Source organism: Micromonospora saelicesensis (assembly GCF_900091575.1).
Lineage (GTDB): Bacteria > Actinomycetota > Actinomycetes > Mycobacteriales > Micromonosporaceae > Micromonospora > Micromonospora saelicesensis.
The window spans coordinates 1-23,572 of sequence record NZ_FMCR01000003.1 but is presented as its reverse complement, the minus strand read 5'-3'; the positions used below and the strand labels follow the sequence as shown (position 1 = coordinate 23,572).

Below are 23,572 nucleotides of genomic sequence, written 5' to 3'. Positions count from 1 at the left end.
CGCACCGCGACGCGGCACGAGAACCACCACATGACGCAAGACCACAAGCATCCCCTACACGTGCGATGTTCCTCCGATTGACCGCCCCGACGGTCGGTCGATCCCCGGTGTTCACCACCCGGTGGCCGGGAATCCTGCCGAGCCTACTGCACACGCCGGATCGGCACGGCGGACGAGGCACGCCCACGGACGCCACCCACGCCGCCGGCCCGTCGGCCAGCGACGCACACCCGTTCGGTACGGCAGACCGCAGGCAATCCGCAGCCGTCGATCCGACTCGTCCGGTGCGCGATCGAGTACTGAGCGAACCCTGGCCGGCGTGGTCCGCTGGTGCCGCGCCGGCGCCAGCCCGCGCTCCGGTACGGGGGAAGGGCACTCACATGTACAAGTTCGGTCTCGCGGTGTTGACGGTGGCCGCCATGGTCCTGGGAGCAGGGTCACCGGCCGCCGCCACCACGGCACGGACCAGGATCACCATCGACCGCCACACCAGCGAGCTGTACCCGTTCGAGCCGCCCGTCGGCGAGCCGGGAATCACGTACCCGGCAGCAGCGGTCACCGCCACCGCCCGGAACTGCCCGGCCGGCATCGTCCTCATGTCGGCCTCGCTGGTGCAGGACGGCCTGCCGACCCTCTGGGCCACCGGGGGACACGGCGCCGGCGAGATCCTCTGCGACGGCGGCACCGTCGAACTCGGGATGGCGTTCGCCCGGATCGCTCCGGCACTGCACCCCGGCCGGGCCACCGCCCACTTCTCGCTGCGCGACTGGGACACCGGCGAGCAGTTCGCCGAGAGCACCAGGACCGTCTGGATCCCCTGCTGACCTATGGAACGAGGCCCGTCCCCGACGTCGGGAACGGGCCTCGAAGCATGGGTCACACCTCGAGCAGCTCGGTTTCCTTGTGCTTCACCAGGTCGTCGATGCTGGCCACGTACCGCTGGGTCAGGTCGTCGAGTTCCTTCTCGGCGCGGCGACCGTCGTCCTCGCCGGCCTCGCCGTCCTTGACGATCCGGTCCAGCTCTTCCTTGCCACGGCGGCGGACGTTGCGGATCGCCACCTTGGCCTCCTCGCCCTTGTGCCGAGCCACCTTGATCATGTCGCGGCGGCGTTCCTCGGTCATCTGCGGGAGCAGGATGCGCAGCTGGTTGCCCTCGTTGTTCGGGTTCACCCCGAGGTCCGAGTCGCGGATCGCCTTCTCCATGGCGTTGATCTGCGAGTTGTCGTACGGCTTGATGATGGCCATCCGCGGCTCGGGGACCGCGATGGACGCCATCTGCGTCAGCGGCGTGGGCGTGCCGTAGTAGTCGATGATGACCTTGGAGAACATGGCGGCGTTGGCGCGACCGGTACGGATGGCGCCGAACTCCTCCTTGGCGTGCTCAACCGCACGCTCCATCTTCTCCTCGGCCTCGAGGAGGGTGTCGTCGATCACCGGTCTCCTCGCCTCCTTCTGTGCTCGTGGTGGGCTCTGCTGAAAGTCGTCAGACCGCTGTCGTCGCCGTCGGCGGGACTCAGGCGGTGATCAGGGTGCCGATCTTGTCGCCACCCACCGCGCGGATGATGGTGTCGTCACCCTGCGCGCCAAAGACCAGCATCGGCAGGCCGTTCTCCATGCAGAGGCTGAACGCTGCCGCGTCGGCCACCCGCAGGTTGCGGCGCAGCGCCTCGGAGAAGGTGATCGAGTCGAGCTTACTGGCGGTGGGGTCGATCCGCGGGTCGGCGGTGTAGACGCCGTCCACGCCGTTCTTGCTCATCAGCACCACGTCGGCCCGGATCTCCAGCGCCCGCTGGGCGGCCACCGTGTCCGTGGAGAAGTACGGCATTCCGGCGCCGGCGCCGAAGATGACCACGCGGCCCTTCTCCAGGTGCCGGATGGCCCGCAGCGGGATGTACGGCTCGGCGACCTGGGCCATCGTGATGGCGCTCTGCACCCGGGTCTCGATGCCCTCCTTCTCCAGGAAGTCCTGGAGCGCGAGGCAGTTCATCACGGTGCCGAGCATGCCCATGTAGTCGGCGCGGGCCCGGTCCATTCCACGCTTCTGCAGCTCCGCGCCGCGGAAGAAGTTGCCTCCGCCGACCACCACGGAGACCTGCACGCCGCGGCGGACCACTGTGGCGATCTGCCGGGCGATGGCCTGGACGACGTCCGGGTCGACGCCGATCGCGCCGCCACCGAAGACCTCACCGGAGAGCTTCAGCACCACCCGGCGGGCACGCCCCGGCGGCGGTGCCGTCGGATCGTCCAGCTCCAGCGTCCGGTCACTCACAACCTGCGTCATCCGCCCCGCCCTTCCCCACGCGCACGCCCCGTGCGGCGCGTACCGCGAACCTGCCGCTGCCGACCCTATGTGACGAGGAGGCCGCGGTGCCTGTCACGTACACCGGCGGCCTCCTCGTTGATGTCTCCTGCCCACGGGCGCCAGCGGCGCCCGGTGGCGGCTCAGGCCTGGCCGACCTCGAACCGCACGAAGCGGGTGACCTCGATGCCGGCCTCGGCCAGCAGCTGCTTCACCGACTTCTTGTTGTCAGAGACGGACGACTGCTCGATCAGGACGAAGTCCTTGAAGAAGGAGTTCACCCGACCCTCGATGATCTTCGGCAGAGCCGCCTCGGGCTTGTTCTCCTCGCGGGCGGTCTGCTCGGCGATGCGCCGCTCGGACTCGACGACCTCAGCCGGAACCTCGTCCCGGGTGAGGTACTTCGGCCGCATCGCGGCGATCTGCATGGCCACACCACGGGCGTCGGCGTCGCCGGCCTCGTCGGTCTTGCCGGTGTACGACACCAGCACGCCAACGGCCGGCGGCAGGTCCTGGGCCTTGCGGTGCAGGTAGACGGCGGTGGTGCCCTCAACCCGGGCGAACCGGTTGAGCACCAGCTTCTCGCCGATCTTGGCGGACTGCTCCTGGATCAGGTCCGCGATGACCTTGCCGTCGAGCTCGCTGGCGAGCAGCTCCTCGGCGGAGTTCACGCCGGCGCGCTCACCGTGCTCGACCAGCTGCTGGCCCAGCGCGATGAACGACTCGGTCTTGGCGACGAAGTCGGTCTCGCAGTTGAGCTCGAGCAGCGCCTTGCCGGAGTGGGCGACCAGGCCGTTCGCGGCCGTACGGCCGGCCCGCTTGCCGACGTCCTTGGCGCCCTTGACGCGCAGGATCTCGACGGCCTTGTCGAAGTCGCCCTCGGCCTCGGTCAGCGCCTTCTTGCTGTCCATCATGCCGGCGCCGGTGAGGTCGCGGAGCTTCTTGACGTCCGCGGCGGTGATTTGGGACATGGCTCTCTCTTCGGTGTTGAGACGGCGTGTGGATGGTCAGAGGTGCCGGTTACCCGGATCCGGGCGGATCGTGCCCGGCGTACCGTCGCTGCCCGCCGTTCGCGAAAACGGACGGCGGGGCAGCGACGGTGCGATCACTCCGCGGTGGCGGCCGCCGGCTGCTCGGTGGCGGCCTGCGCCGGCTGCTCCGGGGTCGCGGGCTGCTCGGCGGCGGCAGCGGCGGGCTGCTCGGCCGGGGCAGCCGCAGCGGCCGGGGCAGCCGACTCGTCGGCCTTCTTCGGCTCGAGCAGCTCGCGCTCCCACTCGGTCAGCGGCTCGTCGCTCGCGACACCCTCGGGCTTCTCGTCGTTGCCCCGGCGACGGCCGGAACGCGCGATCAGACCATCCGCGACGGCGGCGGCGACGACCTTGGTCAGCAGCTCCGCCGAGCGGATCGCGTCGTCGTTACCCGGGATCGGGAAGTCGACCTCGTCCGGGTCACAGTTGGTGTCCAGCACCGCGATCACCGGGATGCCCAGCTTGCGGGCCTCGTCGACGGCGATGTGCTCCTTCTTGGTGTCGACGATCCAGACCGCAGCGGGAAGCTTCTGCATGTCCCGCAGGCCACCGAGGGTGCGGGTCAGCTTGATCTTCTCGCGGGAGAGCTGCAGGGTCTCCTTCTTGGTGTAACCGGCGGCAGTGCCGCTGAGGTCACCCAGGCCCTCCAGCTCCTTCATCCGCTGGAGCCGCTTGTACACGGTCTGGAAGTTGGTCAGCATGCCACCGAGCCAGCGGTGGTTGACGTACGGCTGGCCGACCCGGGTCGCCTGCTCGGCAATCGCCTCCTGGGCCTGCTTCTTGGTGCCGACGAACAGGATGCTGCCACCCTCGGCGACGGTCCCACGCACGAACTCGTACGCCTTCTCGATGTACTCGAGGGTCTGGCGCAGGTCGATGATGTAGATGCCGTTGCGCTCGGTCATGATGAAGCGCTTCATCTTCGGGTTCCAGCGCCGGGTCTGGTGCCCGAAGTGGACACCGCTCTCCAGCAGCTGACGCATGGTCACGACGGCCATGGTTGGGGTACTCCTCAAGGTCCCTGGTTGTCACGCCCGGCCGGTGGCCGGGCGTCCTGGCGCCTGGTCGCCGACCCATGGTGGACCCGATCAAGATCGGGACCAGGGAGGCCGTCGCTCCACGACGATTCGTGAAGAGGGCGCGCGAGGTCGACCGCACGAGGCGGTCGCCAGTTGGCCAGTGTACGCCCCTCACCCGTTCAGCCGCCCCGGGGTGCGCGTGGCGTGCTGCTCCGCCGCTCCCCCGCTCGCCTGCGCGCTCGCGCGAGTTGCTGGGAAGATCGCGCTGGTTCGTGGAAATAGTGGCCTCCGCGTCGCCGGAGGCCACTATTTCCTGGTTGTTGTCCGAACCGTCGGGACACGCGACAGGGCGGCCGCGCGACAGGCCGGCGGCGGGCCGGGCAGGGCCGGGTCAGCCGGCGGCGAGCGCGGCGGCCACGAAGAGCACCAGGCCGACGGTCAGGTAGGCCGTCGGTGGGCGCAGCCAGCCCCGACCGTTGTCGGCGAGCGCCAGACCTCCGGTCCGTAGCCCGTACAGCCCGGTCGCGAAGATCGGCAGGCCGGCGACCAGGGCGATGCCCACCACCACGTTCCCGGCGTCCACCGGGTCGCCGGTCACGCCCGCCAGCAGCACCCGCAACGCGGGAACCTCGAAGACCAACACCAGCAGAGCGAAGAGTACGGCCAGCACCGGTCGACGGGTCCGATAGACGCCGTCGGCGGCCGGCGGGTACACCGGCGGCTCGGCCGCGGGCAGGTCGGGTCGCGGGCCGATCCCCGGCATCGGGCCGGTCGGCATCTCCAGCGGGTGCGGCGTGTCGCCGCCGCCCCGGGTCGGCTCGATGATCGGGTACCCAGCGAGCGGAGCGGGACGAGCCTGGTCAGCGAGCACGGTCGCCGGTGCTGTCGACGTGCCGTCGCGGGACGTCTCCGGCGGGGCACTGGTCACCGGCGATCCCGCTGTGGTCGTCTCGCGGGCGGCCCGGCGTCCGGGCAGCTCACCGGAGGTCTCCGAGGGGTCCCGGTCCGCCCGCCGCGATCGGGTGGCCCGGTAACCGTCCACCTCCGGCCGCGCGGCACCCAAAGGGTCGACCGCCCCGAAACGCCCCGAATCAGCCTCGCTCCCCCCGAACCGACCGGTCTGAGCGTCCAGGGCGCCGAAGCGACCCGAATCCGACTCCGGCGTACCGAAGCGACCCGTGTCCACCGCGCTCAGACGACCCGAATCCGACTCCGGCGTGCCGAAGCGGCTCGGGTCCACCGCGCTCAGACGACCCGAGTCCGACTCCGGCGTACCGAAGCGACCTGCGTCGACGGCGCCGAAGCGACCCGAGTCCGGCTCGCGGCGGCGGCCGACGCCGGTGTCCTCGACGGAACGGCCGCCTTCCGCGCCACGCGGCTCGGGGATCTCGCTGTCCCGGTACCGCGGTTCGCCCGCGCCGCGCCACTCCGACTCGCCGTAACCGCGACCCCGCTCGTCGGGGTACCAGCGCGACTCCTGATCTTCCGGAAAACTCCGTCGTCCGTCCACGTCAGGCACCGTATGCGACCGGCCACGCCCGCGCCATTTCAGCCCGGCCGACCGCGCCGCCGATCGTCCAGACAGCGCGGACACGAGTCGCGCCTAGCACAGCGCGGGGATGATCGTCCGACTGTCCACAGCACCCCCGTTGTCCACAGTTGGGCTGCTGCCGGGTCGCGGCGATCACCCTCCGGCGGGCACCGTGCCGGCCATGACGAAGCGGAACCAGGCGGTTGGCGCGTACGGCGAGCAATGCGCGGCCCGGCACCTGACCGAGGCGGGGCTGCGCCCCATCGCCCGAAACTGGCGCTGCGCGGCCGGGGAGATCGACATCATCGCGTGGGACGGGCCGGTGCTCGCCTTCTGCGAGGTGAAGACCCGCCGGGGTGAGAACTTCGGCACCCCGGCCGAGGCGGTGGTACCGGCCAAGGCCCGCCGGCTGCGAGGGCTCGCCGCGCGGTGGCTGACCGAGACCGGTACGACCGCCGAGGAGGTGCGTTTCGACGTGCTGTCGGTGCGGCTGCCCGACGCCGGTCCGGCACAGGTCGACCACCTCAAGGGCGCGTTCTGACATGCGTACCCGGAGGATCGGTGACGCGCCGTGAGCTACGCGAAGGTGCTCTGCGTGGGGCTGGTCGGCGTGACCGGCCACCTCGTCGAGGTGGAGGCCGACCTGGCCGCCGGTCTGCCGGCGGTGGTGATCTCCGGTCTGCCGGACACCGCCCTGCACGAGGCCCGCGACCGGGTCCGCGCCGCCGTGGTCAACTCCGGCCAGCGCTGGCCCAACCGGCGGATCACCCTCAACCTGCTGCCCGCCACGCTGCCGAAGTTCGGGTCAGCCTTCGATCTGGCCATCGCCGCAGCGCTGCTGGGCGGCTCGGGTGAGCTGCCGCTGCTCCCTCTGGAGGGGGTGGTGGTCCTCGGCGAGCTGGGGCTCGACGGGACGGTCCGGCCGGTGCGCGGCGTACTCCCGATGGTCGCCGCCGCGGCCCAGGCCGGCGTCGCGCGGGTGATCGTTCCGGTCGGCAACGCCGCCGAGGCCGCCGTCATCCCCGGGGTACGGGTGCGAGCGGTGGACACCCTGCACCGGCTGGTCGCCTTCGTGCGGGACGGCACCCCACTGATCGAACCACCGGCGGACATCCCGGAGCCGCTGGCCGGTGGGCCGGATCTCGCCGACGTCGCCGGGCAGCAGATGGGTAGGCGCGCCCTGGAGGTCGCCGCGGCCGGCGGGCACCACGTGGCACTGCTCGGCCCCCCGGGCGCCGGCAAGACGATGCTCGCCGAACGGCTGCCGTCGATCCTGCCCGAGCTGGACGACGACGCCGCGCTGGAGGTCACCGCGCTGCACTCGGTCGCCGGGCTGCTGCCGCCGGGTGGTCGGCTGCTGCGTCGCCCGCCGTTCCAGGCGCCGCACCACACCGCGACCGTGCCGTCGCTGGTCGGGGGCGGCTCGGGGCTGGCCCGACCCGGCGCGGTGTCGCTCGCGCATCGCGGGGTGCTCTTCCTGGATGAGGCTCCCGAATTCAGCAAGGGTGCGCTGGAGGCCCTGCGCCAGCCACTGGAACACGGCCGCATCCAGCTGAGCCGCAGCGGAGGCGGCACCGTGTACCCGGCCCGCACCCAGTTGGTGCTGGCGGCCAACCCGTGTCCGTGCGCGAAACCGGCCGGCGATGCGCACTGCGAGTGTTCACCGCTGGTTCGCCGCCGCTACCTGGGCAGGCTCTCCGGGCCGCTGCTCGACCGGATCGACGTCCAGGTGCGGCTGATGCCGGTGCGGGCAGCCGAGCTGATGGCGACCGACGGCGCCGTCGAGCCCTCGGCGACGGTCGCCGCCCGGGTGGCGGCGGCCCGGCAGGCGGCGGCCAGCCGCTGGGCCGGCCTCGGCCGGCGGCTCAACGCCGAGGTGGAAGGGCCGCACCTACGCCGACCGCCGTGGCGGCTGCCGGCCCGGGTCACCGTGGAGCTGCGGGGCCGGCTCGACTCCGGCTCGCTGTCGGCGCGCGGCTTCGACCGGGTGATCCGGATGGCCTGGACCATCGCCGATCTGGACGGTCGCGACCGACCTGACCGGGACGACGTCCGGGAAGCGCTTCAACTACGGACGGGGGAGGCGACGTGAGCGCCGAGGAGGAACGCAGGCTGGCCCGGGTCGCCCTGACCTGGCTGGCGGAGCCGGGTACGCGCGCGGTGCATCACCTGGTCGAACGGCACGGCCCGGTGGAGACCCTGGATCTGCTGCTCGACGGCGGCAGCCCGGCCGGCTGGCTGCACACCACTGTCGCCGCACGCTCGGCGGCCGGCGACGCACGGGCGGTGGCGGCGGAGGCCCTGGAGCGGGCGGACCGACTGGGTGCCCGGCTGGTCACGCCGGACGACGAGGAGTGGCCGGCCCAGGTCGCCAGCCTGGCCGAATTGCGGCTGCCGGACGTCAGCCGCCGGGTGGATGGTGAGACCGCCCCGCCGCTCTGCTTCTGGGTACGCGGAAGCTGGCCGCTCGGTGAGGCTCTGGATCGCTCGGTGGCCGTGGTGGGGGCGCGGGCGGCCACCGGTTACGGGCAGCACGTCGCGACCGAGCTGGGGTACGGCCTGGCTGAGCGGGACTGGACGGTCGTGTCCGGTGGCGCGTTCGGCATCGACGCCGCCGCCCACCGGGGCGCACTCACCGCTGGCGGTCTGACCGTCGCGGTGCTCGCCTGCGGGCTGGACCGTCCGTACCCGATGGGCAACGCCGCGCTCTTCGACCGGATCGCCGAGACGGGGCTGCTGGTCAGTGAGTGGCCGCCCGGTGCCGAGCCGCTGCGACCCCGATTCCTGATCCGCAACCGGGTGATCGCCGCAGGCACCCGGGGCACCGTCGTGGTGGAGGCATCGGCGCGCAGTGGCGCGACGCAGACCGCGCGGCGGGCCATCCACGCCAATCGGGTGGCCATGGTGGTGCCGGGACCGGTGACCTCGGCGATGTCCGTCGGCGTGCACGAGTTCCTGCGCGAGTTCCCCGACAAGGCCCGGCTGGTCACCGGGGTGGCGCACGTGCTGGAGGAGGTGGGTCGGATCGGTGCGGACCTGGCCCCGTTGGCGCGTGGACCGCAGCGGGCCACCGACGCGCTGGACGACGAGGCGCGGTCGCTGCTGGAGGCGCTGCCCCGCCGAGGCCCGATGGGCGTGGACCGGCTCTGCGCCCGCGCCGGCGTCGACCTACGGACCGCGTTGCGCAAGCTGTCGCTGCTGGAGGAGCTGTCCATGGTGGTCCGTCGCGACGACGGCTACGCCCTCGCCCCACCCGCCAAACCAAAGCGTGCGGCGGCAGGGACGTCCGGTCGACCTGTTACCTGAGCGGATGCGTCACCGCCATCCGGCCGGGATGCCCGTAGCCCCTCGCGGTCGGGGTCCCGGCCAGCCGATACTGCCGGTACCGTGCCCGGTCATGGGTGCAATCAAGCCGTGGCACATCAGTGTGCTCTGCTGTCTCGTCGTGACCGCCGTGCTCGTTGTCGGCTTGCTCGTCTTCCTGAGCAAGAGGAACAACCGCCGGTAGTCGGGGGTGGACACCGGCGCCGTCGTGTCCCGTGGCGGCTGCGAACCGGCCGTAGGCTGGTGCCGTGTCAGCCGTCAGTGAGGGTGCCGGGGCCGGGGAACCGGCCGGCACGTCGGCGCGGCCACGATGAGCCGGGCGGACCGGGGCACCCGGGTCATGCACCAGGCACTCCCGCCAGCGTTGCGCGACGCTGTCGACGACTTCGCCGAGCACCTGTCCCGGGTCCGTAACCGCTCGGCGCACACCGTCCGCGCGTACGTCACCGATCTGGTCTCGCTGCTCGACCACGCCGTCCGGATGGGCTGCGTCGACCTCGCCGAGCTGGACCTGTCGGTGCTGCGCAGTTGGCTGGCGCGGCAGCGCACCATGGGTGCGGCCCGCACGTCGTTGGCCCGGCGGGCCGCGTCGGCGCGGGCGTTCAGCGCCTGGGCACACCGGGCCGGGCTGCTCCCCGCCGACGTGGGCGCCGCGCTGGCCAGCCCTCGCGCGCACCGGGAACTACCCAGCGTGCTGCGCGCCGACCAGGCCGCCGCTCTGGTCGAGGCACCGTCCCGGCAGGCACCACCCACCAACCCGGCGGGCACGGACCCCACGCTCACCAACCAAGCAGGCGCCGACGCAGAGCCCACGGACACAGCGGCTGGGCTGGCGTCGGGTGCAACGGGCGGGGCCGAGGCGGTGCCACTGCGGGACCGCGTGCTGCTGGAGCTGCTCTACGCCACCGGCGTACGGGTCAGCGAGGCGTGCGGGTTGGACGTCGGGGATGTCGACCACGGCCGGCGGGTGATCCGGGTGTTCGGCAAGGGCGGGCGGGAGCGCTCGGTGCCGTACGGGGTGCCCGCCCAGCGGGCGTTGGACGACTGGCTGCGCCGGGGCCGCCCGGCGATGGTGGGCCCCCGCTCCGGCGACGCGCTGCTGCTGGGCGCCCGGGGTGGTCGGCTCAACCCGACGACCGCGCGTCAGATCGTCGGTGCGTACGCCGAGACCGCCGGACTGCCCCGGACCAGCCCGCACGATCTGCGCCACTCCGCGGCCACCCACCTCCTGGAGGGTGGCGCGGACCTACGCGCCGTGCAGGAGCTGCTCGGCCACTCGTCGCTGGCGAGCACACAGATCTACACCCACGTCTCGGTCGAGCGGCTGCGCGCCGCCTACCGCCAGGCGCACCCGCGCGCCTGATCAAGGGCCGCAAGGTGCGCACGCACGCCTGATCAAGGGCCGGAGGGCGGGCACGCGCGGCGGTTACGATCATCAAGTGAGCGTCCCGAATCCCCCTGAGCCGATCCCGGGCGCCCGCCTGCTCTTCTCCCTGGACCCGGCGGTCAGCCACCTCAACCATGGCTCGTTCGGCGCGGTGCCGATCGGCGTGCAGCGCGCCCAGCAGCGGCTGCGCGACGAGATGGAGGCGAACCCGCTGCGCTTCTTCACCCAGGGGCTGGTCGACCGGATCGCGCACACCCGCCGGCACCTCGCCGGGTTCCTGGGCGCCGACCCGGACGGCAGCGCCCTGGTGGGCAACACCACCACCGGCGTCGCCGTGGTGCTTCAGTCGGTGGGCCTCAAGGCCGGCGACGAGGTGCTGAGCACCGACCACGGGTACGGGGCGGTGAGCCTGGCCATCCAGCGCGAGTGCCGCCGCACCGGCGCGGTCAGCCGGGTCCTGCCGATCCCCCTGGCCGCCACCGACGAGCAGATCGTGCAGAGCATCCGTGCCGGCCTGCGCCCTGGGCGGACCCGGCTGCTCGTCGTCGACCAGCTCACCTCGGCCACCGCCAAGCTCTTTCCGACCTCCGCCATCGTCGGGGTGGCCCGCGAACACGGCGTGCCGGTCCTGGTGGACGCCGCGCACGCCCCGGGCATGCTGCCCACCCCGGTGGCCGGCATCGGCGCGGACTTCTGGGTGGGCAACCTGCACAAGTGGGCGTACGCCCCGCGCGGGACCGCCCTGCTGGCGGTGGCACCGCAGTGGCGGGACCGGATCGAGCCACTGGTGGTGTCCTGGGAGCAGGAGTCGGGTTTCCCGGCCCGGCTCGAGTGGCAGGCCACGCTCGACTACACGCCCTGGCTGGCCGCCCCGGCGGGCCTGTTCACGATGCGCAGTCTCGGCGTCGACCGGGTGCGGGAGCACAACGCCGCGCTCGCCGCGTACGGCCAGCGGGTGGTGGGGGACGCCCTGGGGGTGGCGCCCGCCGATCTGCCCGACCCCGGCGGACCGGGGGTGGCGCTGCGCCTCATCCCGCTGCCGGCCGGCACGGGCACCACGATCGACGCGGCGCGGGCGTTGCAGGCACGGATCGGTGAGCGGCTCGCCGCCGAGGTCGCGGTGATGAGTTGGAGCGGCCGAGGGTGGTTGCGGCTCACCGGCCAGGTCTACAACGCCGCCGACGAGTACGAGCGTCTGGGCGCACGGCTGCCGGCACTGCTCGCCCAGCGCTGAGCGAACGGCCGGGACCGGACCCGGCCGGGAGCGGACGCCGGGACCGGACCGACCGGGAGCAGGCGCACCGGGCCGAGGCCGAGCAGGGCGAGCGGGTCGAGATACTCCTCGCCCCGGCGTAGGCCCCAGTGCAGGCACGCCTCGGCCGGGCAACCCGGATGCCCGGGCAGCAGTTCGCCCAGCGGTGCGCCGGCGGTGACCGGCTGGCCGGGGCGTACGGCGGGTTGGACCGGCTCGTGGGTGGTCCGCAGCCCGTCGGCGTGCCCCACGGTGACCACCGGTCGACCGGCCACCAGACCGGCGAAGAGCACTGTGCCCGGCCCGGCGCTGCGGACCACCGCTCCGGCGGGGGCGGCCAGGTCGACGCCGCGATGACCGGGCAGCCACGGTCGCGGTGGCGGGTCGAACCGGCGCACCGGACGGGGCGGCCCGTCGACCGGCCAGCGGAACCGCCCGGCGGGCGCTGGGGCGGCGACCGGCTCCGCGAGGGCCGCGACCGGCACGGTCGGGGTCGGTGGTTGGCCGGGCACCGCCGCGACCAGCACCGCCAGCCCACAGAGCTGGACGGTCAGTGTGAGCGGGAGCACGGTGCACAGCAGCAGCGTGCGGCGGATCGAACGGGCGGATGGCGGTCGCATGACGGCAGCCTCCGGCCGACGCAGGGTCGTCCGCCGTCCCGACCGACGGGGCTGTGGACAACCGGAGGTGCTGTGGACGACCACCCAACGCCCTCGATGATCTGTTATGCCCCCGACGGCGGAGGCTGTCCCCGGCCCGCCGCGCGAACGCCGCCGTACCTCCGGTGCCGTTTTCGGGCCGCCATCGAGGGCCTAGGCTGGGCCGCGTACGGCGGGTGCCGCCGTCTGTACCGGGGAGGCCGCATGACCACTCTCGATGATTGGACGTCGTACCCCACCGGGCCGACGGTGGCCGACGTGAGCGGCCCGTCCCGGCTCGCGGAGCCGGACGAGACGATCAGCGCCGAGGAGTTGCAGCTCGCGGCCCGCAACCACGGCATCCCGTTGGAGGCGCTGCGCTACGACGTCACCCCGGCCGGGTTGCACTACCTGCTGATCCACTACGACATCCCGGAGCTCGACCCGGCGGCGCACACGTTGACCATCGGCGGTGCGGTGGACCGTCCGTTGACGGTCACCCTCGCCGACCTGCGCGAACGGCCCCGCGTCACCCGGCAGGTGACACTGGAGTGCGCCGGTAACGGGCGGGCCCTGCTGCACCCCCGACCGGTCAGCCAGCCCTGGCTGGTCGAGGCGGTCGGTAACGCGGAGTGGACCGGCACCCCCCTCGCTCCGCTGCTGCGGGAGGCGGGCGTCGACCCGGACGCGGTGGACGTGGTCTTCACCGGCGCCGATCACGGTGTGGAGCGCGGGATCGAGCAGGACTACCAGCGGGCGCTTCCGGTCGCCGACGCGCTGCGCGAGGAGGTGCTGCTGGCGTACGAGATGAACGGCGCTCCCCTGCTGCCGCAGCACGGTGCGCCGCTGCGGCTGATCGTGCCGGGCTGGTACGGCATGGCGCACGTGAAGTGGGTCCACTCGATCGAGCTGCGGACCGAGCCGTTCGAGGGGTACCAGAACGCGGTGGCCTACCGGGTACGCCGCGACGCCGACGACCCGGGCGTGCCGGTCACCCGGATCGAGCCGCGGGCGCTGGTCCGCCCGCCCGGCTTCCCCGACTTCATGTCCCGCCGTCGGGTGCTGCGACAGGGTCCGTGCACGCTGGATGGTCGGGCCTGGTCGGGGCACGCCCCGGTGGTCGCCGTGGAGGTGACCACCGACGGCGGGCAGAGCTGGGCGCCGGCCGAGTTGGACCCGGCGGACGCGGGGGACTTCGCCTGGCGGCGCTGGCGGCACGAGTGGGTCGCCACACCCGGCAGGTACGTGCTCGGCGCGCGGGCGACCGACGCGTCCGGGCGGACCCAGCCGGTCGAGCAACAGTGGAACCGTGGCGGCTTCGCCAACAACATGGTGCAGCGGGTCGAGGTCGTGGTGCCGGCCGAGTGATCGGCGGCGGGTGTCACGCCACGGGTGGGGGGCCCGTGGCAGGCCCGGCGGCTCGGGTGCGCTCAGCCGCCGAAGCCGGAGTCGGCGGGCAGTGAGATGTCGGGCTTCTCCAGCTCCTCGACGTTGACGTCCTTGAAGGTCATCACCCGGACGTTCTTCACGAACCGGGCAGGACGGTACATGTCCCACACCCAGGCGTCGTGCATCTCGACCTCGAAGTAGACCTCGCCGTCGGAGTTACGCACGTGCAGGTCGACCTGGTTGGCCAGGTAGAACCGGCGCTCCGTCTCCACCACGTAGGAGAATTGGCGGACAATGTCGCGGTACTCCCGGTAGAGCTGCAGCTCCATCTCGGTCTCGTACTTCTCGAGATCTTCCGCGCTCATCGCACTCCGCCTTCCATGGCCACATCTTCCCCCACCGGCGTCGGAGGCCGAGGCTGCTCGCCCAACGCCACGCCGACGGTACCCCCTGACGCCCACGAGCGCTCCATCGGCTCATCCGGGCCGTGGCCGCCGGGCCGTCGGGCGCGCGGCGGCCGGCCGTCGCGGCCGGAGACCGCGGCGACATTGACGTACGAGAACCGGTGCTCCCGGCACGGCCCGTGCTCCCGCAGCGCCGCCGAGTGCTCCGGGGTGATGTAGCCCTTGTGCTCGGCGAAGCCGTACGCCGGGAACACCCCGTCCAACTCCACCATGAGCCGGTCCCGGGTGACCTTGGCCAGCACACTGGCCGCCGCCACACACGCGGCCACCCGGTCGCCCTTCCACACCGCCAGGCCGGGCACGCCCAGGCCGTCCACGCCGAACCCGTCGGTCAGCACGTACTCCGGGCGGGTGGTGAGCGAGGCGAGCGCCCGGCGCATCGCGGCCAGGTTGCACACGTGCAGACCCCGGGCGTCGACCTCCTCGGCCGGGATGACCACCACGGCGTACGCGAGCGCGCGGTCCACGACCTCCGCGTACACCCGTTCCCGGCTGGCCGGGGTGAGCAGCTTCGAGTCGGCCAGCCCATCGATCTCGCCGCGCCGCCCCTCGGGCAGCACCGCCGCGGCGGCGACCAGCGGACCGGCGCACGCCCCCCGGCCCGCCTCGTCGGCGCCGGCGACGTGCCGGAAGCCACGCCGCTGCAATGCCCGCTCCAGGGCGTACAGGCCGGCCTCGCGGCGCACCACTGTGCGCGGCGGGGTCAGCACGACGCCTCGCCCCGGCCGGCGGTGGTCGACTGCCCCAGCCGGGTCAGCAGGGCGGGCAGTTCGGGCGGGTAGAACCGGTCACCGCTGGCCGCCAACTCGTCCGGAACCCACCAGCGGTGGTCGGCGATGCTACGTCGCTCGATGTCGTTGAAGCCCGTGGTGTCCACCCGCCAGGAGTCCACCCGGAAGAGGAAGAAATCCTGCTCCTGGCGGTACCAGATGCCGTCGAAGGAGAACTCGGTCGCGTCGGACCAGACCGGCTCGCCCAACTGGGACGGGTCGAGCCGCAGGCCGGTCTCCTCGGCCAACTCCCGGGCCGCGCCCACTGCCGGCGCCTCCCCCGGATCGAGCCCACCGCCGGGAGTGAACCAGTATCGGTGCCCGGGTCGGGCCGGGTCGAAGCCCTCGAACAGCAGGACCCGGCCGGCCGCGTCGACGAGCAGCACGCGGGCCGCGCGTCGAGGGGTGTAGACGGTCACCGCACCAGCCTGCCAGACCGAGGACGGATCGCCCACGCCCCGTACGACCTACGGCTTGGGAATGCCGTCGAACCCGTCGGGCACCGTCAGCCAGGTGGCCCGGTTGACCGGCCAGAAGACGGTGAACGCCCGCCCGACCACGTCGTCCTCGGGGATCGTGGCCTCGGTGATGTTCTGCTGGGACTGCTGCCAGTGCTCCAGGGAGTCGCCGGAGGCCGACCGGTGATCGCCCATCACCCACAGCCGGCCCTCCGGCACGGTGATGTCGAACTCCTGGTCGGCGGGCTTGTCGCGAATCCCGTCCATGGAGAAGATGTACGGCTCGTCCAGCGACTTGCCGTTGATCATCAGGCGTTCCTCGGGGTCGCAGCAGACCACGTGGTCCCCGGGGATGCCGATCACCCGCTTGATGAAGTCCTCACCGTCGGGGTTGCCGCTCCACGCGGTCGGAGCCTTGAACACGATCACCTCGCCGCGGTGCGGTGACCGGAAGTCGTAGACCAACTTGTTGACCAGCACACGGTCATCGATCTTGAGAGTGTTTTCCATGGACGGGGAGGGGATGAAGAAGGTCTGCAGCACGAAGGCGCGGACCAGCACCGCGACCAGGATCGCCACACCCAGCAGGATCGGCAGCTCCTTCCAGAAGGAGCTGCGCGGCTTGTCGGTCTGCTCGTCAATCACGCCAAGGAGCCTACGTTGCCCGGCTGGACGGCACCGTCCGGAACGCGCGGGAACCACGTAGCGCGGCTGCCAACGGAAGCATCAGCAGCACACCGCCCTGCGGAGTCGGTCGCGCCGGAGTCGCACCGGGCGACGCCGTGGCCGGCCCGGAGACGTCCTCGAACGTGGACGGCACCGACAGCGCACTCCACCGCGACGACGGCCAGACCACCATGAAGGCCCGGCCGACCACGTTGTCGATCGGCACCGGCCCCTGGCAACGCGCGTCCTGGGAGACCTCGCGGTGGTCACCCATCACGAAGATCTGACCGGGCGGCACGACGATCTCGTCGAAGCGCCGGGAGCGACACTCCGCCGGGTTGGGCGGCAGGTCCAGCGGGGAGTCCCGCAGGACGTACGACTCGTTGAGCGGGATGCCGTTGACAGTCACCCGACCCTGACTGTCGCAGCACTTGACCCGGTCACCGGGGAGACCGATCACCCGCTTGATGAAGTCCTTCTCACCGGGGCGGCTCACCCCGACCAGGTCGCCGACGGTGCGGGCGAGCCGGCCGGCGACGCCGGGCTTCGGCTGCTCGTCGACCTGCGGCGCCCAGCGGTCGGTGCCCCGGAAGACCACCACCTCGCCGCGCAGCGGGTCACGAACGTCGTAGACGACCTTGTTGACCAGCACCCGGTCACCGACGAGGAGGGTGTCCTCCATCGAGCCGGACGGAATGAAGAACGCCTGGAGCAGGAAGGTGCGGATCAGCACCGCAAGGCAGAACGCGACCACCAGCAGCAGCGGCAGCTCCTGCCAGAGAGGCATCTGCCGGCGGGTGCGGCGAGCCCGTCGGCGCCACGGATCGACGGTGCCGTCCTCGTCAAGCGTCTGCACCACGCCACTCCCCGGTCCGCAGAAAACACCACCGCCCGGGAGCCTCGTCGAGGCTCCACGGGCGGTAGTGGACAACTACCCGCCACCTGGGCGGGACCGCCGCCTCGCTGCGCCCGTACCGACCAGGGTAGTGCGCTCTGGTCGGTACGGCATACGCGCAGCTCGGGCGGCGTGGCGAGCGGGAAGTCAGCTGGGCTGCTTCTCCCGCTTCTCCTTGATCTTGGCCTTCTTGCCGCGCAGCTCGCGCAGGTAGTAGAGCTTGGCGCGACGCACGTCACCGCGGGTCACGACCTCGATCCGGTCGATGCCCGGGCCGTTGAGCGGGTAGGTCCGCTCGACGCCGACACCGAAGCTGACCTTGCGGACCGAGAAGGTCTCGCGCAGACCGTCACCCTGGCGGCGGATCACGACGCCCTGGAAGATCTGGACACGGGACCGGTTGCCCTCGACGACGCGGGCGTGCACCTTGACGGTGTCACCGGCCCGGAAGTCGGGAAGGTCGGTCCGCTTCGACTGGGCGTCAAGGGCGTCCAGGATGTTCATCGCTGCGTCCTCGTAAGGCTCACGGCGCACCGTCACTCGGTGCGCGGGTGGGTGATTCTGATTCCCGGGTGGTGATCGGCGGACCGACCCCGGTCGGGGATCCTCGCAGCCGACCGCGGGCGCGGACGGATGCGGCAACCCCCCTACTTTGCCACATCCCCCGGTGGAGGCTGAAATCCGGCCTGGTCCAGGGCCGCGATGTCCCGTTTGTCGAGCCGATCGGGCGGCAGCGCGGCCAGCAGGTCCGGCCGGCGGGCCGCCGTGCGCAGCAGACCCTCCTCGCGCCGCCAGCGGGCGATCTTGCCGTGGTCACCGGAGCGGAGCACCTCCGGCACGTCGTGCCCGCGCCAACTCGGCGGCTTGGTGTAGATCGGCGCCTCCAGCAGCCCGTGCGCGTGCGACTCCTCGTCCAACGAGCCCGCGTTGCCCAGCACACCCGGCAGCAGCCGGGTGACCGCCTCCAGCATCACCAGGACCGCGACCTCGCCGCCGAAGAGCACATAGTCACCGAGCGACACCTCGGTGACCGGCATCCGGGTGGCGGCGTGCGCCAGGACCCGCTGGTCGATCCCCTCGTAACGGCCGCAGGCGAAGAGCAGATGCGACTCGGCCGCCAACTCGTACGCCATGGCCTGGGTGAAGGGGGCACCGGCCGGCGACGGCACCAGCAGCCTTGGCGGCGGGGCGTCGAGCGGCGCGAGAGCGTCCAGAGCCTCACCCCACGGCTCGGGGCGCATCACCATTCCCGGCCCGCCACCGTAGGGCGTGTCGTCGACCGTGCGGTGCACGTCGTGGGTCCAGGTCCGCAGGTCGTGCACGGCGAGCTGCAGTACGCCGTTGGCCCGCGCCCGTCCGATCAGCGACAGGTCCAGCGGGGCGAAGTACTCCGGAAAGATCGACACGACGTCGACGCGCATGCGGGCTGGTCCTAAAGGTCGAGCAGTCCGGCTGGCGGGTCGACGATCACACGTCCGCCGGCCAGGTCGACCTCCGGGACGATCGCCCGGACGAACGGGATCAACGCGGTACGCCCCTCGGGGCGCCGCAGCACCAGCAGGTCGGACGACGGCGCGTGGTCGATGCGGGCGACCTCGCCCAGGCGTTCGCCGGCCGGGGTCACCACGGCCAACCCGACCAGCTGGTGGTCGTGGAACTCCTCCGGGTCGTCCGGTGGGGTCACGTCGGCGCTGTCCACCACGAGCAGCGTCCCGCGCAGCGCCTCGGCGGTGTTGCGGTCCAGGATGCCCTCGAACGCGATCAGCACCCGACCCTGGTGGAAGCGGGATTCATCGATGGTCAGCTCCGCGGGAACCCGGAACGGCACCCCGGGCTCATCGCTGGTTGGCGGGGGTGTCGCCCCCGGCTCAGTGTTGCGCGCAGGCGGGGGTGTCGCCCCCGCCTCAGTGCCCGGCACAGTGTTGCGCGCAGGCGGGGGTGTCGCCCCCGGCTCAGTGCGCAGCACTGTGCCGGGGGCGAACCGTGCCTCGGGCTCGTCGGTCCGCACTTCCACGGTGACCTCACCGCGGACACCGTGCGGCTTGCCGATCCTGCCGACGACGAGCTGCATCAGTACGAGTCGACGATGTCGACGCGAACCCCGCGCCCGCCGATGGAGCCGATCACCTGGCGCAGCGCCTTGGCGGTCCGGCCGGACCGCCCGATCACAGTGCCGAGGTCCTCGGGGTGCACGCGGACTTCGAGCCGCTTGCCCCGACGGGAATCGACCATCCGCACCCGGACGTCGTCCGGGTGGTCGACGATGCCCTTGACCAGGTGCTCCAACGCCGGACGCAGTGGCATGTCAGGCCTGCTCACCGGCGTCGGCAGCGGCCGGGGCCTCGGCCGGAGCCTCGGTCTTCGGCGCCTCGGCCGCCGGAGCCTCAGCCGGAGCCTCGGTCTTCGGAGCCTCGGCAGCCTTGGCGGCCTTCTTGGCCGGCTTGGCCGGGGTCTCCGGGGCGAGCCCGGCGGCGGCCTTCGCCTCAGCCTCGTACGTCGCCTTGCGGTCGGCCCGCTCGGGGGCGACCAGGAGCGGCGGCGGGGCCGGCAGGCCCTTGTACTTCTGCCAGTCACCGGTCAGCTCCAGCAGCCGCTGCACCGCCTCGCTCGGCTGAGCGCCGACGGACAGCCAGTACTGGACCCGCTCCGACTTGACCTCGATGATCGAGGGGTCTTCCTTGGGCTGGTAAATCCCGACGAACTCGATCGCCCGACCGTCACGCTTGGTGCGCGAGTCGGCGATGACGATGCGGTACTGCGGGTTGCGGATCTTGCCCATCCGCAGGAGCCGGATCTTTACGGCCACAGTTGTTTCGCTCCTGTTGCGATCTCACCGGCCCAGGCGGACGGTGTGCATGGGTGAGCGCCGACCGGGCCCGTGGGGTTGGGCCGGAGACTACTCGGTGGACTGGCGACGCGCCCGGGTTAGAGGGCGCCGGACGCGCGCCGGATACCAGCGACCCATTCTGCCAGATCCGATGCCGATCTCCCGCATCGGACCCGTACACCGCGTTGTCGGCGACCTGGGATACCGCTCAGCGCACCGGCGGACGATCCCATCCCGATGGCATTTTGTCCGGTATGCGCCACTCCGGAGGGGGTGCGAAGTCACACCAGGTGCCGTCGAACGGGAACTCGCCGGCCTCGGCGAGCGCGATCACCCGCTCCCCCTCGGCGCGGACCGCCTTCTCGTCGGTCACCCAGTAGTCGGCCCCGAAGGCGAGCCGCTCGACGAACTCGCCCTCGTCCTTCCACTCCCAACTGCGGTCCGGCCACACCACCACATCCAGGTCCTGGTCCACCACGTCGACGCCGGCCACCGGGCCGTCGTCCCAGCGGACACCGGGCTCCTCGAGGTTGACGTACCAGTGGGCGAACCGGCCCTGGGCGTCGGAGAACCACCAGACGGAGTGCGCCGCCCCCGTGGGCAGGAACTTCAACAGCGGCGGGCCGTTCCAGCGCCCCTCCGCCAACCGGTACGTCGACGAGATCCACTCGGCGAACGGCATCGCCCGCATCCCCAGCCCGGCCTCGGTCACCTCGTGGGCCACCGGCGAGTCCCGGGCGATCCAGACCAGCAACCCTCGATCGTCGTCGCTGACCACGCGGGCCGGCCGGGCCCATCCGATCCGGCCGTGCCGCACGTTCCGATGCAAGATCAGCCGACCCGGCTCGAACCGGTCGACGGGGTTGCCCGGCCGCACCTCAGTAGGCGCGGGCGAGGATTGCAACGAGATCCGGCTCGTCCTCCGAGTCCGGTACCGAACCGTCGGCGCGAAGCAGGCAGCGCACAGTGACGCCCTGACCGTTCGCCTCCGCCTCGCCGGCCACGCCGACCGCCGACCACGGCACCCGCGCCCAGCCGGTCGCGGCGGCCTCGATGGCCTCGGCCAGGGTGGCCACCTCCACGGTGCGCGACTCGCGGTTGGCCAGCGCCTGGTCGTGCAGCACCTGCTGGTCGGTCTCCAGGGCGGCCAGCACCGCGGTGACCACGTCCGCCACCGGCGTCGGGGTCTTCGAGCCGTCGGTCCGACGCACCACCGTCGCGTTGCCCACGGCCAGGTCACGGGGGCCGACCTCGACGCGTACCGGATAGCCGCGCAGCTCGGCGTCGACGGCCCGGCGGCCGAACGGGGTGTCGGTCCGGTCGTCGAGCGCGACCCGGACGCCGGCGTCGCGCAGGCCGTCGCGCAGCTTGGCCGCCGCCTCGCCCACGCCGTCGCCATCCTTGACGATCATGACGTACGCCTGGATCGGCGCGAGCCTCGGCGGCACGCGCAGGCCGTTGTCGTCGCCGTGCGCCATGATCAGGCCGCCGAGCATCCGGGTGGACGTGCCCCAGGAGGTGGTCCAGGCGTGCTCCCGGCCGCCCTCCTTGGAGGAGTAGCTGATGTCGAACGCCTTGGCGAAGTTCTGGCCCAGCTCGTGGCTGGTGCCCAGCTGCAACGCCTTGCCGTCGCCCATCATGCCTTCGCAGGTGTACGTGGCCGTCGCCCCGGCGAAGCGCTCGCGCGTCGTCTTCAGGCCGACCACCACCGGAATGCCGATCACGTTGACCATCAGGTCCTCGTACGCCTCGTGCAGGATCCGCCGCGCGTACGCCCGGGCGTCCTCACGGGTGGCGTGGGCGGTGTGCCCCTCCTGCCAGAGGAACTCGCTGGTACGCAGGAAGATCCGCGGACGGAGCTCCCACCGGACCACGTTCGCCCACTGGTTGAGCAGCAGCGGAAGGTCCCGGTACGAGTCGATCCACTTGGCCATGAACTCGCCGATGACCGTCTCGCTGGTCGGACGCACCACGATCGGCTCGGCCAGGGGCTTGCCACCACCGTGGGTGACGACCGCCAGCTCTGGCGAGAAGCCCTCGACGTGCTGCGCCTCGCGCTTGAGGTAGCTCTCGGGGATGAACAACGGGAAGTACGCGTTCTCCGCACCCGCCGCCTTGATCCGAGCGTCCATCTCAGCCTGCATACGCTCCCAGATGGCGTAGCCGGCCGGTCGGATGACCATGGTGCCGCGAACCGGGCCGTTGTCGGCCAGCTTCGCCTTGGCGATCAGGTCCTGGTACCAGCGGGGGAAATCCTCCGCACGGGGAGTGAGCACGCGTGCCATGACCGCACATCCTATGCGCCGCTCGTCAGGGCAGTGCGCTCGGGCGCGGCATCGTTAGCATCTGCCGTCATGACCTTCCTCGATCCGCACACCGGAGCGGCTCCCACCCCCGAGCCAGAGGCCCCCGATCTGGCACACCTGGCCACGAGATGGGTGCGCTGGGTGGCCCGACACCGGCAGCCGACCAGCCCCATCGCCGACCGGTCCGGCCGGCACGCCGGGCGTCACCAGCCCGACGACGTGTGGTTCCTCGCGGGAACGCACGGTGGCTCTGTGCAACGGCATTGCGTGGTCCCCTCCGGACGGCCGCTCTTCTTCCCGGCGTTCTGCTGGTGGCAGGCCGGCGGCGGCACCGGCCCGGCCGAGCCCGACCTCGGTGCCACCGGGCATGCGCAGCTCGACGGACTGCCGATCGCGCTGACACCGGCCGGCTCGGCCGAGCCGTTCCCGGTCCGCGGCTTCTTCAACAACGTCGTCACCATGTGGCCGTGGTCCGTTCCGGTCTCCTGCTGGGGTCTGTGGGGCCTGATCCCGCCGCCCGGCCCCGGCCGACACGAGCTGAGCTTCGGTGGCACCGACGGCGGGCGGTTCTGGGTCGAGGCGCAGTACCAGATCGAGGTGCGCTGAACGACCTACACTTCGACCACCATGATTGAGCAGAGGGGCCCCACGCCGGTACGGACCGGCATCGTCGACGCCGCCCGCGCGCTGACCGTCGCCACCGGATGGGACGGCGTCCGGATGGGCGCCGTCGCGAACGCCGCCGGGGTCAGCCGGCAGACCGTCTACAACGAATTCGGCAGCAAGGCAGGGCTGGCCGAAGCCCTCGCCCGCGCCGAGGTGGACCGGTTCGTCGGCGCCGTCCGGGCCGCTCTGCTCGCCCACGGCACCGACGTACGGGCCGGCGCGTACGCGGCCATCGCGCACACACTCAGCACGGCGGCGCAAAACCCGCTGGTCAAGGCCATCCTGGCCAGCGCCCGAGGCGGCTCGGACGAGCTACTTCCGTACCTCACCACCCGGGCCGAGGTGGTGCTCACCGAGGCGTCCGGCGCGCTGATCGACTGGGCCGGCGATCACCTGCCCGGAGCGGACCAGGCCGCGCTGGCCTTCGCCGCCGACACCATCGTCCGCCTGGTGGTCAGCCACATCGTGCTCCCCCGCGAACCGATCGAGCAGACCGCCACGGCCCTCGCCGACCTTGCCGTACGCCTCTTCAGCGCCGCCGCCCGCCCAGCCCTCTGACCCCGAGCACCGCACGCCCGCCCAGTGGCCGAAGCCGCACACCCGCCCGTGCGCCCGCACCCCGCACCTCGCCGCACCCCGCACCCCGCACCCCC

At 72.2% G+C, this 23,572-nt stretch carries 24 protein-coding genes and 4 pseudogenes; 10 read left to right on the top strand and 18 right to left on the bottom strand.

Features of this window, described 5'->3' with window-relative positions:
* Nucleotides 1-380: 380 nt before the first annotated feature.
* Nucleotides 381-824: a hypothetical protein gene (locus tag GA0070561_RS13180; protein WP_091400302.1), complete on the top strand. Its 444-nt coding sequence runs from the start codon at nucleotides 381-383 to the stop codon at nucleotides 822-824.
* Nucleotides 825-876: 52 nt separating this feature from the next.
* Here the strand turns inward: GA0070561_RS13180 and frr are convergent, their stop codons facing one another.
* From frr to GA0070561_RS13155, 5 genes and pseudogenes are all read right to left on the bottom strand, one after another.
* Complete coding sequence (gene frr, locus GA0070561_RS13175) at nucleotides 877-1,434, bottom strand: ribosome recycling factor (RefSeq protein ID WP_088946658.1); 558 nt, start codon at nucleotides 1,432-1,434, stop codon at nucleotides 877-879.
* A gap of 79 nt (nucleotides 1,435-1,513) precedes the next feature.
* Entirely contained in the window at nucleotides 1,514-2,281 is a 768-nt protein-coding gene (pyrH, locus tag GA0070561_RS13170) for a UMP kinase (RefSeq protein ID WP_030487501.1), read from the bottom strand.
* Between the two features lie 161 nt (nucleotides 2,282-2,442).
* Complete coding sequence (tsf, locus tag GA0070561_RS13165) at nucleotides 2,443-3,270, bottom strand: translation elongation factor Ts (RefSeq protein ID WP_091400300.1); 828 nt, start codon at nucleotides 3,268-3,270, stop codon at nucleotides 2,443-2,445.
* A 134-nt stretch (nucleotides 3,271-3,404) separates the two neighbouring features.
* Nucleotides 3,405-4,325: a 30S ribosomal protein S2 gene (rpsB, locus tag GA0070561_RS13160; RefSeq protein ID WP_091400299.1), complete on the bottom strand. Its 921-nt coding sequence runs from the start codon at nucleotides 4,323-4,325 to the stop codon at nucleotides 3,405-3,407.
* A gap of 412 nt (nucleotides 4,326-4,737) precedes the next feature.
* A pseudogene (locus tag GA0070561_RS13155) lies at nucleotides 4,738-5,893 on the bottom strand (hypothetical protein).
* 165 nt (nucleotides 5,894-6,058) lie between these two features.
* Here GA0070561_RS13155 and GA0070561_RS13150 point away from each other — a divergent pair.
* The 6 genes and pseudogenes from GA0070561_RS13150 to GA0070561_RS13130 all read left to right on the top strand — a co-directional run bounded on the left by GA0070561_RS13150 (nucleotide 6,059) and on the right by GA0070561_RS13130 (nucleotide 11,822).
* Nucleotides 6,059-6,418 carry a YraN family protein gene (locus tag GA0070561_RS13150; RefSeq protein ID WP_091400296.1) on the top strand — a complete coding sequence of 120 codons (360 nt, stop codon included), beginning with the start codon at nucleotides 6,059-6,061 and terminating at the stop codon, nucleotides 6,416-6,418.
* 30 nt (nucleotides 6,419-6,448) lie between these two features.
* Nucleotides 6,449-7,969, top strand: a complete 1,521-nt coding sequence (locus tag GA0070561_RS13145; protein ID WP_091400294.1) for a YifB family Mg chelatase-like AAA ATPase — start codon at nucleotides 6,449-6,451, stop codon at nucleotides 7,967-7,969.
* Complete coding sequence (dprA, locus tag GA0070561_RS13140; protein WP_091400292.1) at nucleotides 7,966-9,183, top strand: DNA-processing protein DprA; 1,218 nt, start codon at nucleotides 7,966-7,968, stop codon at nucleotides 9,181-9,183. Before GA0070561_RS13145 ends, dprA begins: the two co-directional genes overlap by 4 nt.
* Nucleotides 9,184-9,511: 328 nt before the next feature.
* Nucleotides 9,512-9,965 (top strand): annotated as a pseudogene (locus GA0070561_RS34715) (site-specific integrase); the annotation flags it as partial.
* Nucleotides 9,966-10,063: 98 nt separating this feature from the next.
* Nucleotides 10,064-10,564 (top strand): annotated as a pseudogene (locus GA0070561_RS34710) (tyrosine-type recombinase/integrase); the annotation flags it as partial.
* Between the two features lie 76 nt (nucleotides 10,565-10,640).
* Nucleotides 10,641-11,822 carry an aminotransferase class V-fold PLP-dependent enzyme gene (locus GA0070561_RS13130; protein WP_091400289.1) on the top strand — a complete coding sequence of 394 codons (1,182 nt, stop codon included), beginning with the start codon at nucleotides 10,641-10,643 and terminating at the stop codon, nucleotides 11,820-11,822.
* A 50-nt stretch (nucleotides 11,823-11,872) separates the two neighbouring features.
* Here GA0070561_RS13130 and GA0070561_RS13125 read toward each other — a convergent pair.
* Nucleotides 11,873-12,460: pseudogene (locus tag GA0070561_RS13125) on the bottom strand (murein hydrolase activator EnvC family protein); the annotation flags it as partial.
* A 243-nt stretch (nucleotides 12,461-12,703) separates the two neighbouring features.
* On the opposite strand from GA0070561_RS13125, the gene GA0070561_RS13120 reads away from it, so the two are divergent.
* Nucleotides 12,704-13,846, top strand: a complete 1,143-nt coding sequence (locus tag GA0070561_RS13120; protein WP_091400286.1) for a sulfite oxidase — start codon at nucleotides 12,704-12,706, stop codon at nucleotides 13,844-13,846.
* 62 nt (nucleotides 13,847-13,908) lie between these two features.
* Here the strand turns inward: GA0070561_RS13120 and GA0070561_RS13115 are convergent, their stop codons facing one another.
* The 12 genes from GA0070561_RS13115 to proS all read right to left on the bottom strand — a co-directional run bounded on the left by GA0070561_RS13115 (nucleotide 13,909) and on the right by proS (nucleotide 22,232).
* Nucleotides 13,909-14,232, bottom strand: coding sequence for a DUF2469 domain-containing protein (locus tag GA0070561_RS13115; RefSeq protein WP_007075222.1), 324 nt, complete (start codon nucleotides 14,230-14,232; stop codon nucleotides 13,909-13,911).
* Nucleotides 14,229-15,041, bottom strand: coding sequence for a ribonuclease HII (locus tag GA0070561_RS13110; protein ID WP_091400284.1), 813 nt, complete (start codon nucleotides 15,039-15,041; stop codon nucleotides 14,229-14,231). The genes GA0070561_RS13115 and GA0070561_RS13110 overlap by 4 nt, the downstream gene beginning before the upstream one ends.
* Nucleotides 15,035-15,520 carry an NUDIX hydrolase gene (locus GA0070561_RS13105; protein WP_091402039.1) on the bottom strand — a complete coding sequence of 162 codons (486 nt, stop codon included), beginning with the start codon at nucleotides 15,518-15,520 and terminating at the stop codon, nucleotides 15,035-15,037. The genes GA0070561_RS13110 and GA0070561_RS13105 overlap by 7 nt, the downstream gene beginning before the upstream one ends.
* Nucleotides 15,521-15,568: 48 nt before the next feature.
* Nucleotides 15,569-16,204, bottom strand: coding sequence for a signal peptidase I (gene lepB / locus GA0070561_RS13100; RefSeq protein ID WP_091400282.1), 636 nt, complete (start codon nucleotides 16,202-16,204; stop codon nucleotides 15,569-15,571).
* 10 nt (nucleotides 16,205-16,214) lie between these two features.
* Nucleotides 16,215-17,084, bottom strand: coding sequence for a signal peptidase I (gene lepB, locus GA0070561_RS13095; RefSeq protein ID WP_091400281.1), 870 nt, complete (start codon nucleotides 17,082-17,084; stop codon nucleotides 16,215-16,217).
* A gap of 183 nt (nucleotides 17,085-17,267) precedes the next feature.
* Complete coding sequence (gene rplS / locus GA0070561_RS13090) at nucleotides 17,268-17,624, bottom strand: 50S ribosomal protein L19 (protein WP_030335223.1); 357 nt, start codon at nucleotides 17,622-17,624, stop codon at nucleotides 17,268-17,270.
* Nucleotides 17,625-17,767: 143 nt separating this feature from the next.
* A complete protein-coding gene (gene trmD / locus GA0070561_RS13085; protein ID WP_091400279.1) occupies nucleotides 17,768-18,541 on the bottom strand; it encodes a tRNA (guanosine(37)-N1)-methyltransferase TrmD in 774 nt (257 codons plus the stop codon).
* Nucleotides 18,542-18,552: 11 nt separating this feature from the next.
* Entirely contained in the window at nucleotides 18,553-19,191 is a 639-nt protein-coding gene (gene rimM / locus GA0070561_RS13080) for a ribosome maturation factor RimM (protein ID WP_091400277.1), read from the bottom strand.
* A complete protein-coding gene (locus tag GA0070561_RS13075; RefSeq protein ID WP_172862164.1) occupies nucleotides 19,191-19,451 on the bottom strand; it encodes an RNA-binding protein in 261 nt (86 codons plus the stop codon). Before GA0070561_RS13075 ends, rimM begins: the two co-directional genes overlap by 1 nt.
* Complete coding sequence (gene rpsP, locus GA0070561_RS13070; RefSeq protein ID WP_091400275.1) at nucleotides 19,426-19,926, bottom strand: 30S ribosomal protein S16; 501 nt, start codon at nucleotides 19,924-19,926, stop codon at nucleotides 19,426-19,428. Before rpsP ends, GA0070561_RS13075 begins: the two co-directional genes overlap by 26 nt.
* 229 nt (nucleotides 19,927-20,155) lie before the next feature.
* A complete protein-coding gene (locus GA0070561_RS13065) occupies nucleotides 20,156-20,824 on the bottom strand; it encodes a ribonuclease FAU-1 family protein (RefSeq protein ID WP_279616371.1) in 669 nt (222 codons plus the stop codon).
* Nucleotide 20,825: 1 nt separating this feature from the next.
* A complete protein-coding gene (proS, locus tag GA0070561_RS13060) occupies nucleotides 20,826-22,232 on the bottom strand; it encodes a proline--tRNA ligase (protein WP_091400274.1) in 1,407 nt (468 codons plus the stop codon).
* Nucleotides 22,233-22,301: 69 nt separating this feature from the next.
* Between proS and GA0070561_RS13055 the strand changes: the two genes are divergently transcribed.
* The gene (locus tag GA0070561_RS13055; protein WP_112638439.1) at nucleotides 22,302-22,859 is read left to right on the top strand and encodes a signal protein; all 558 of its coding nucleotides are present in this window, start codon (nucleotides 22,302-22,304) and stop codon (nucleotides 22,857-22,859) included.
* 21 nt (nucleotides 22,860-22,880) lie between these two features.
* Nucleotides 22,881-23,477: a TetR/AcrR family transcriptional regulator gene (locus tag GA0070561_RS13050; protein WP_091400270.1), complete on the top strand. Its 597-nt coding sequence runs from the start codon at nucleotides 22,881-22,883 to the stop codon at nucleotides 23,475-23,477.
* Nucleotides 23,478-23,572: the final 95 nt, after the last annotated feature.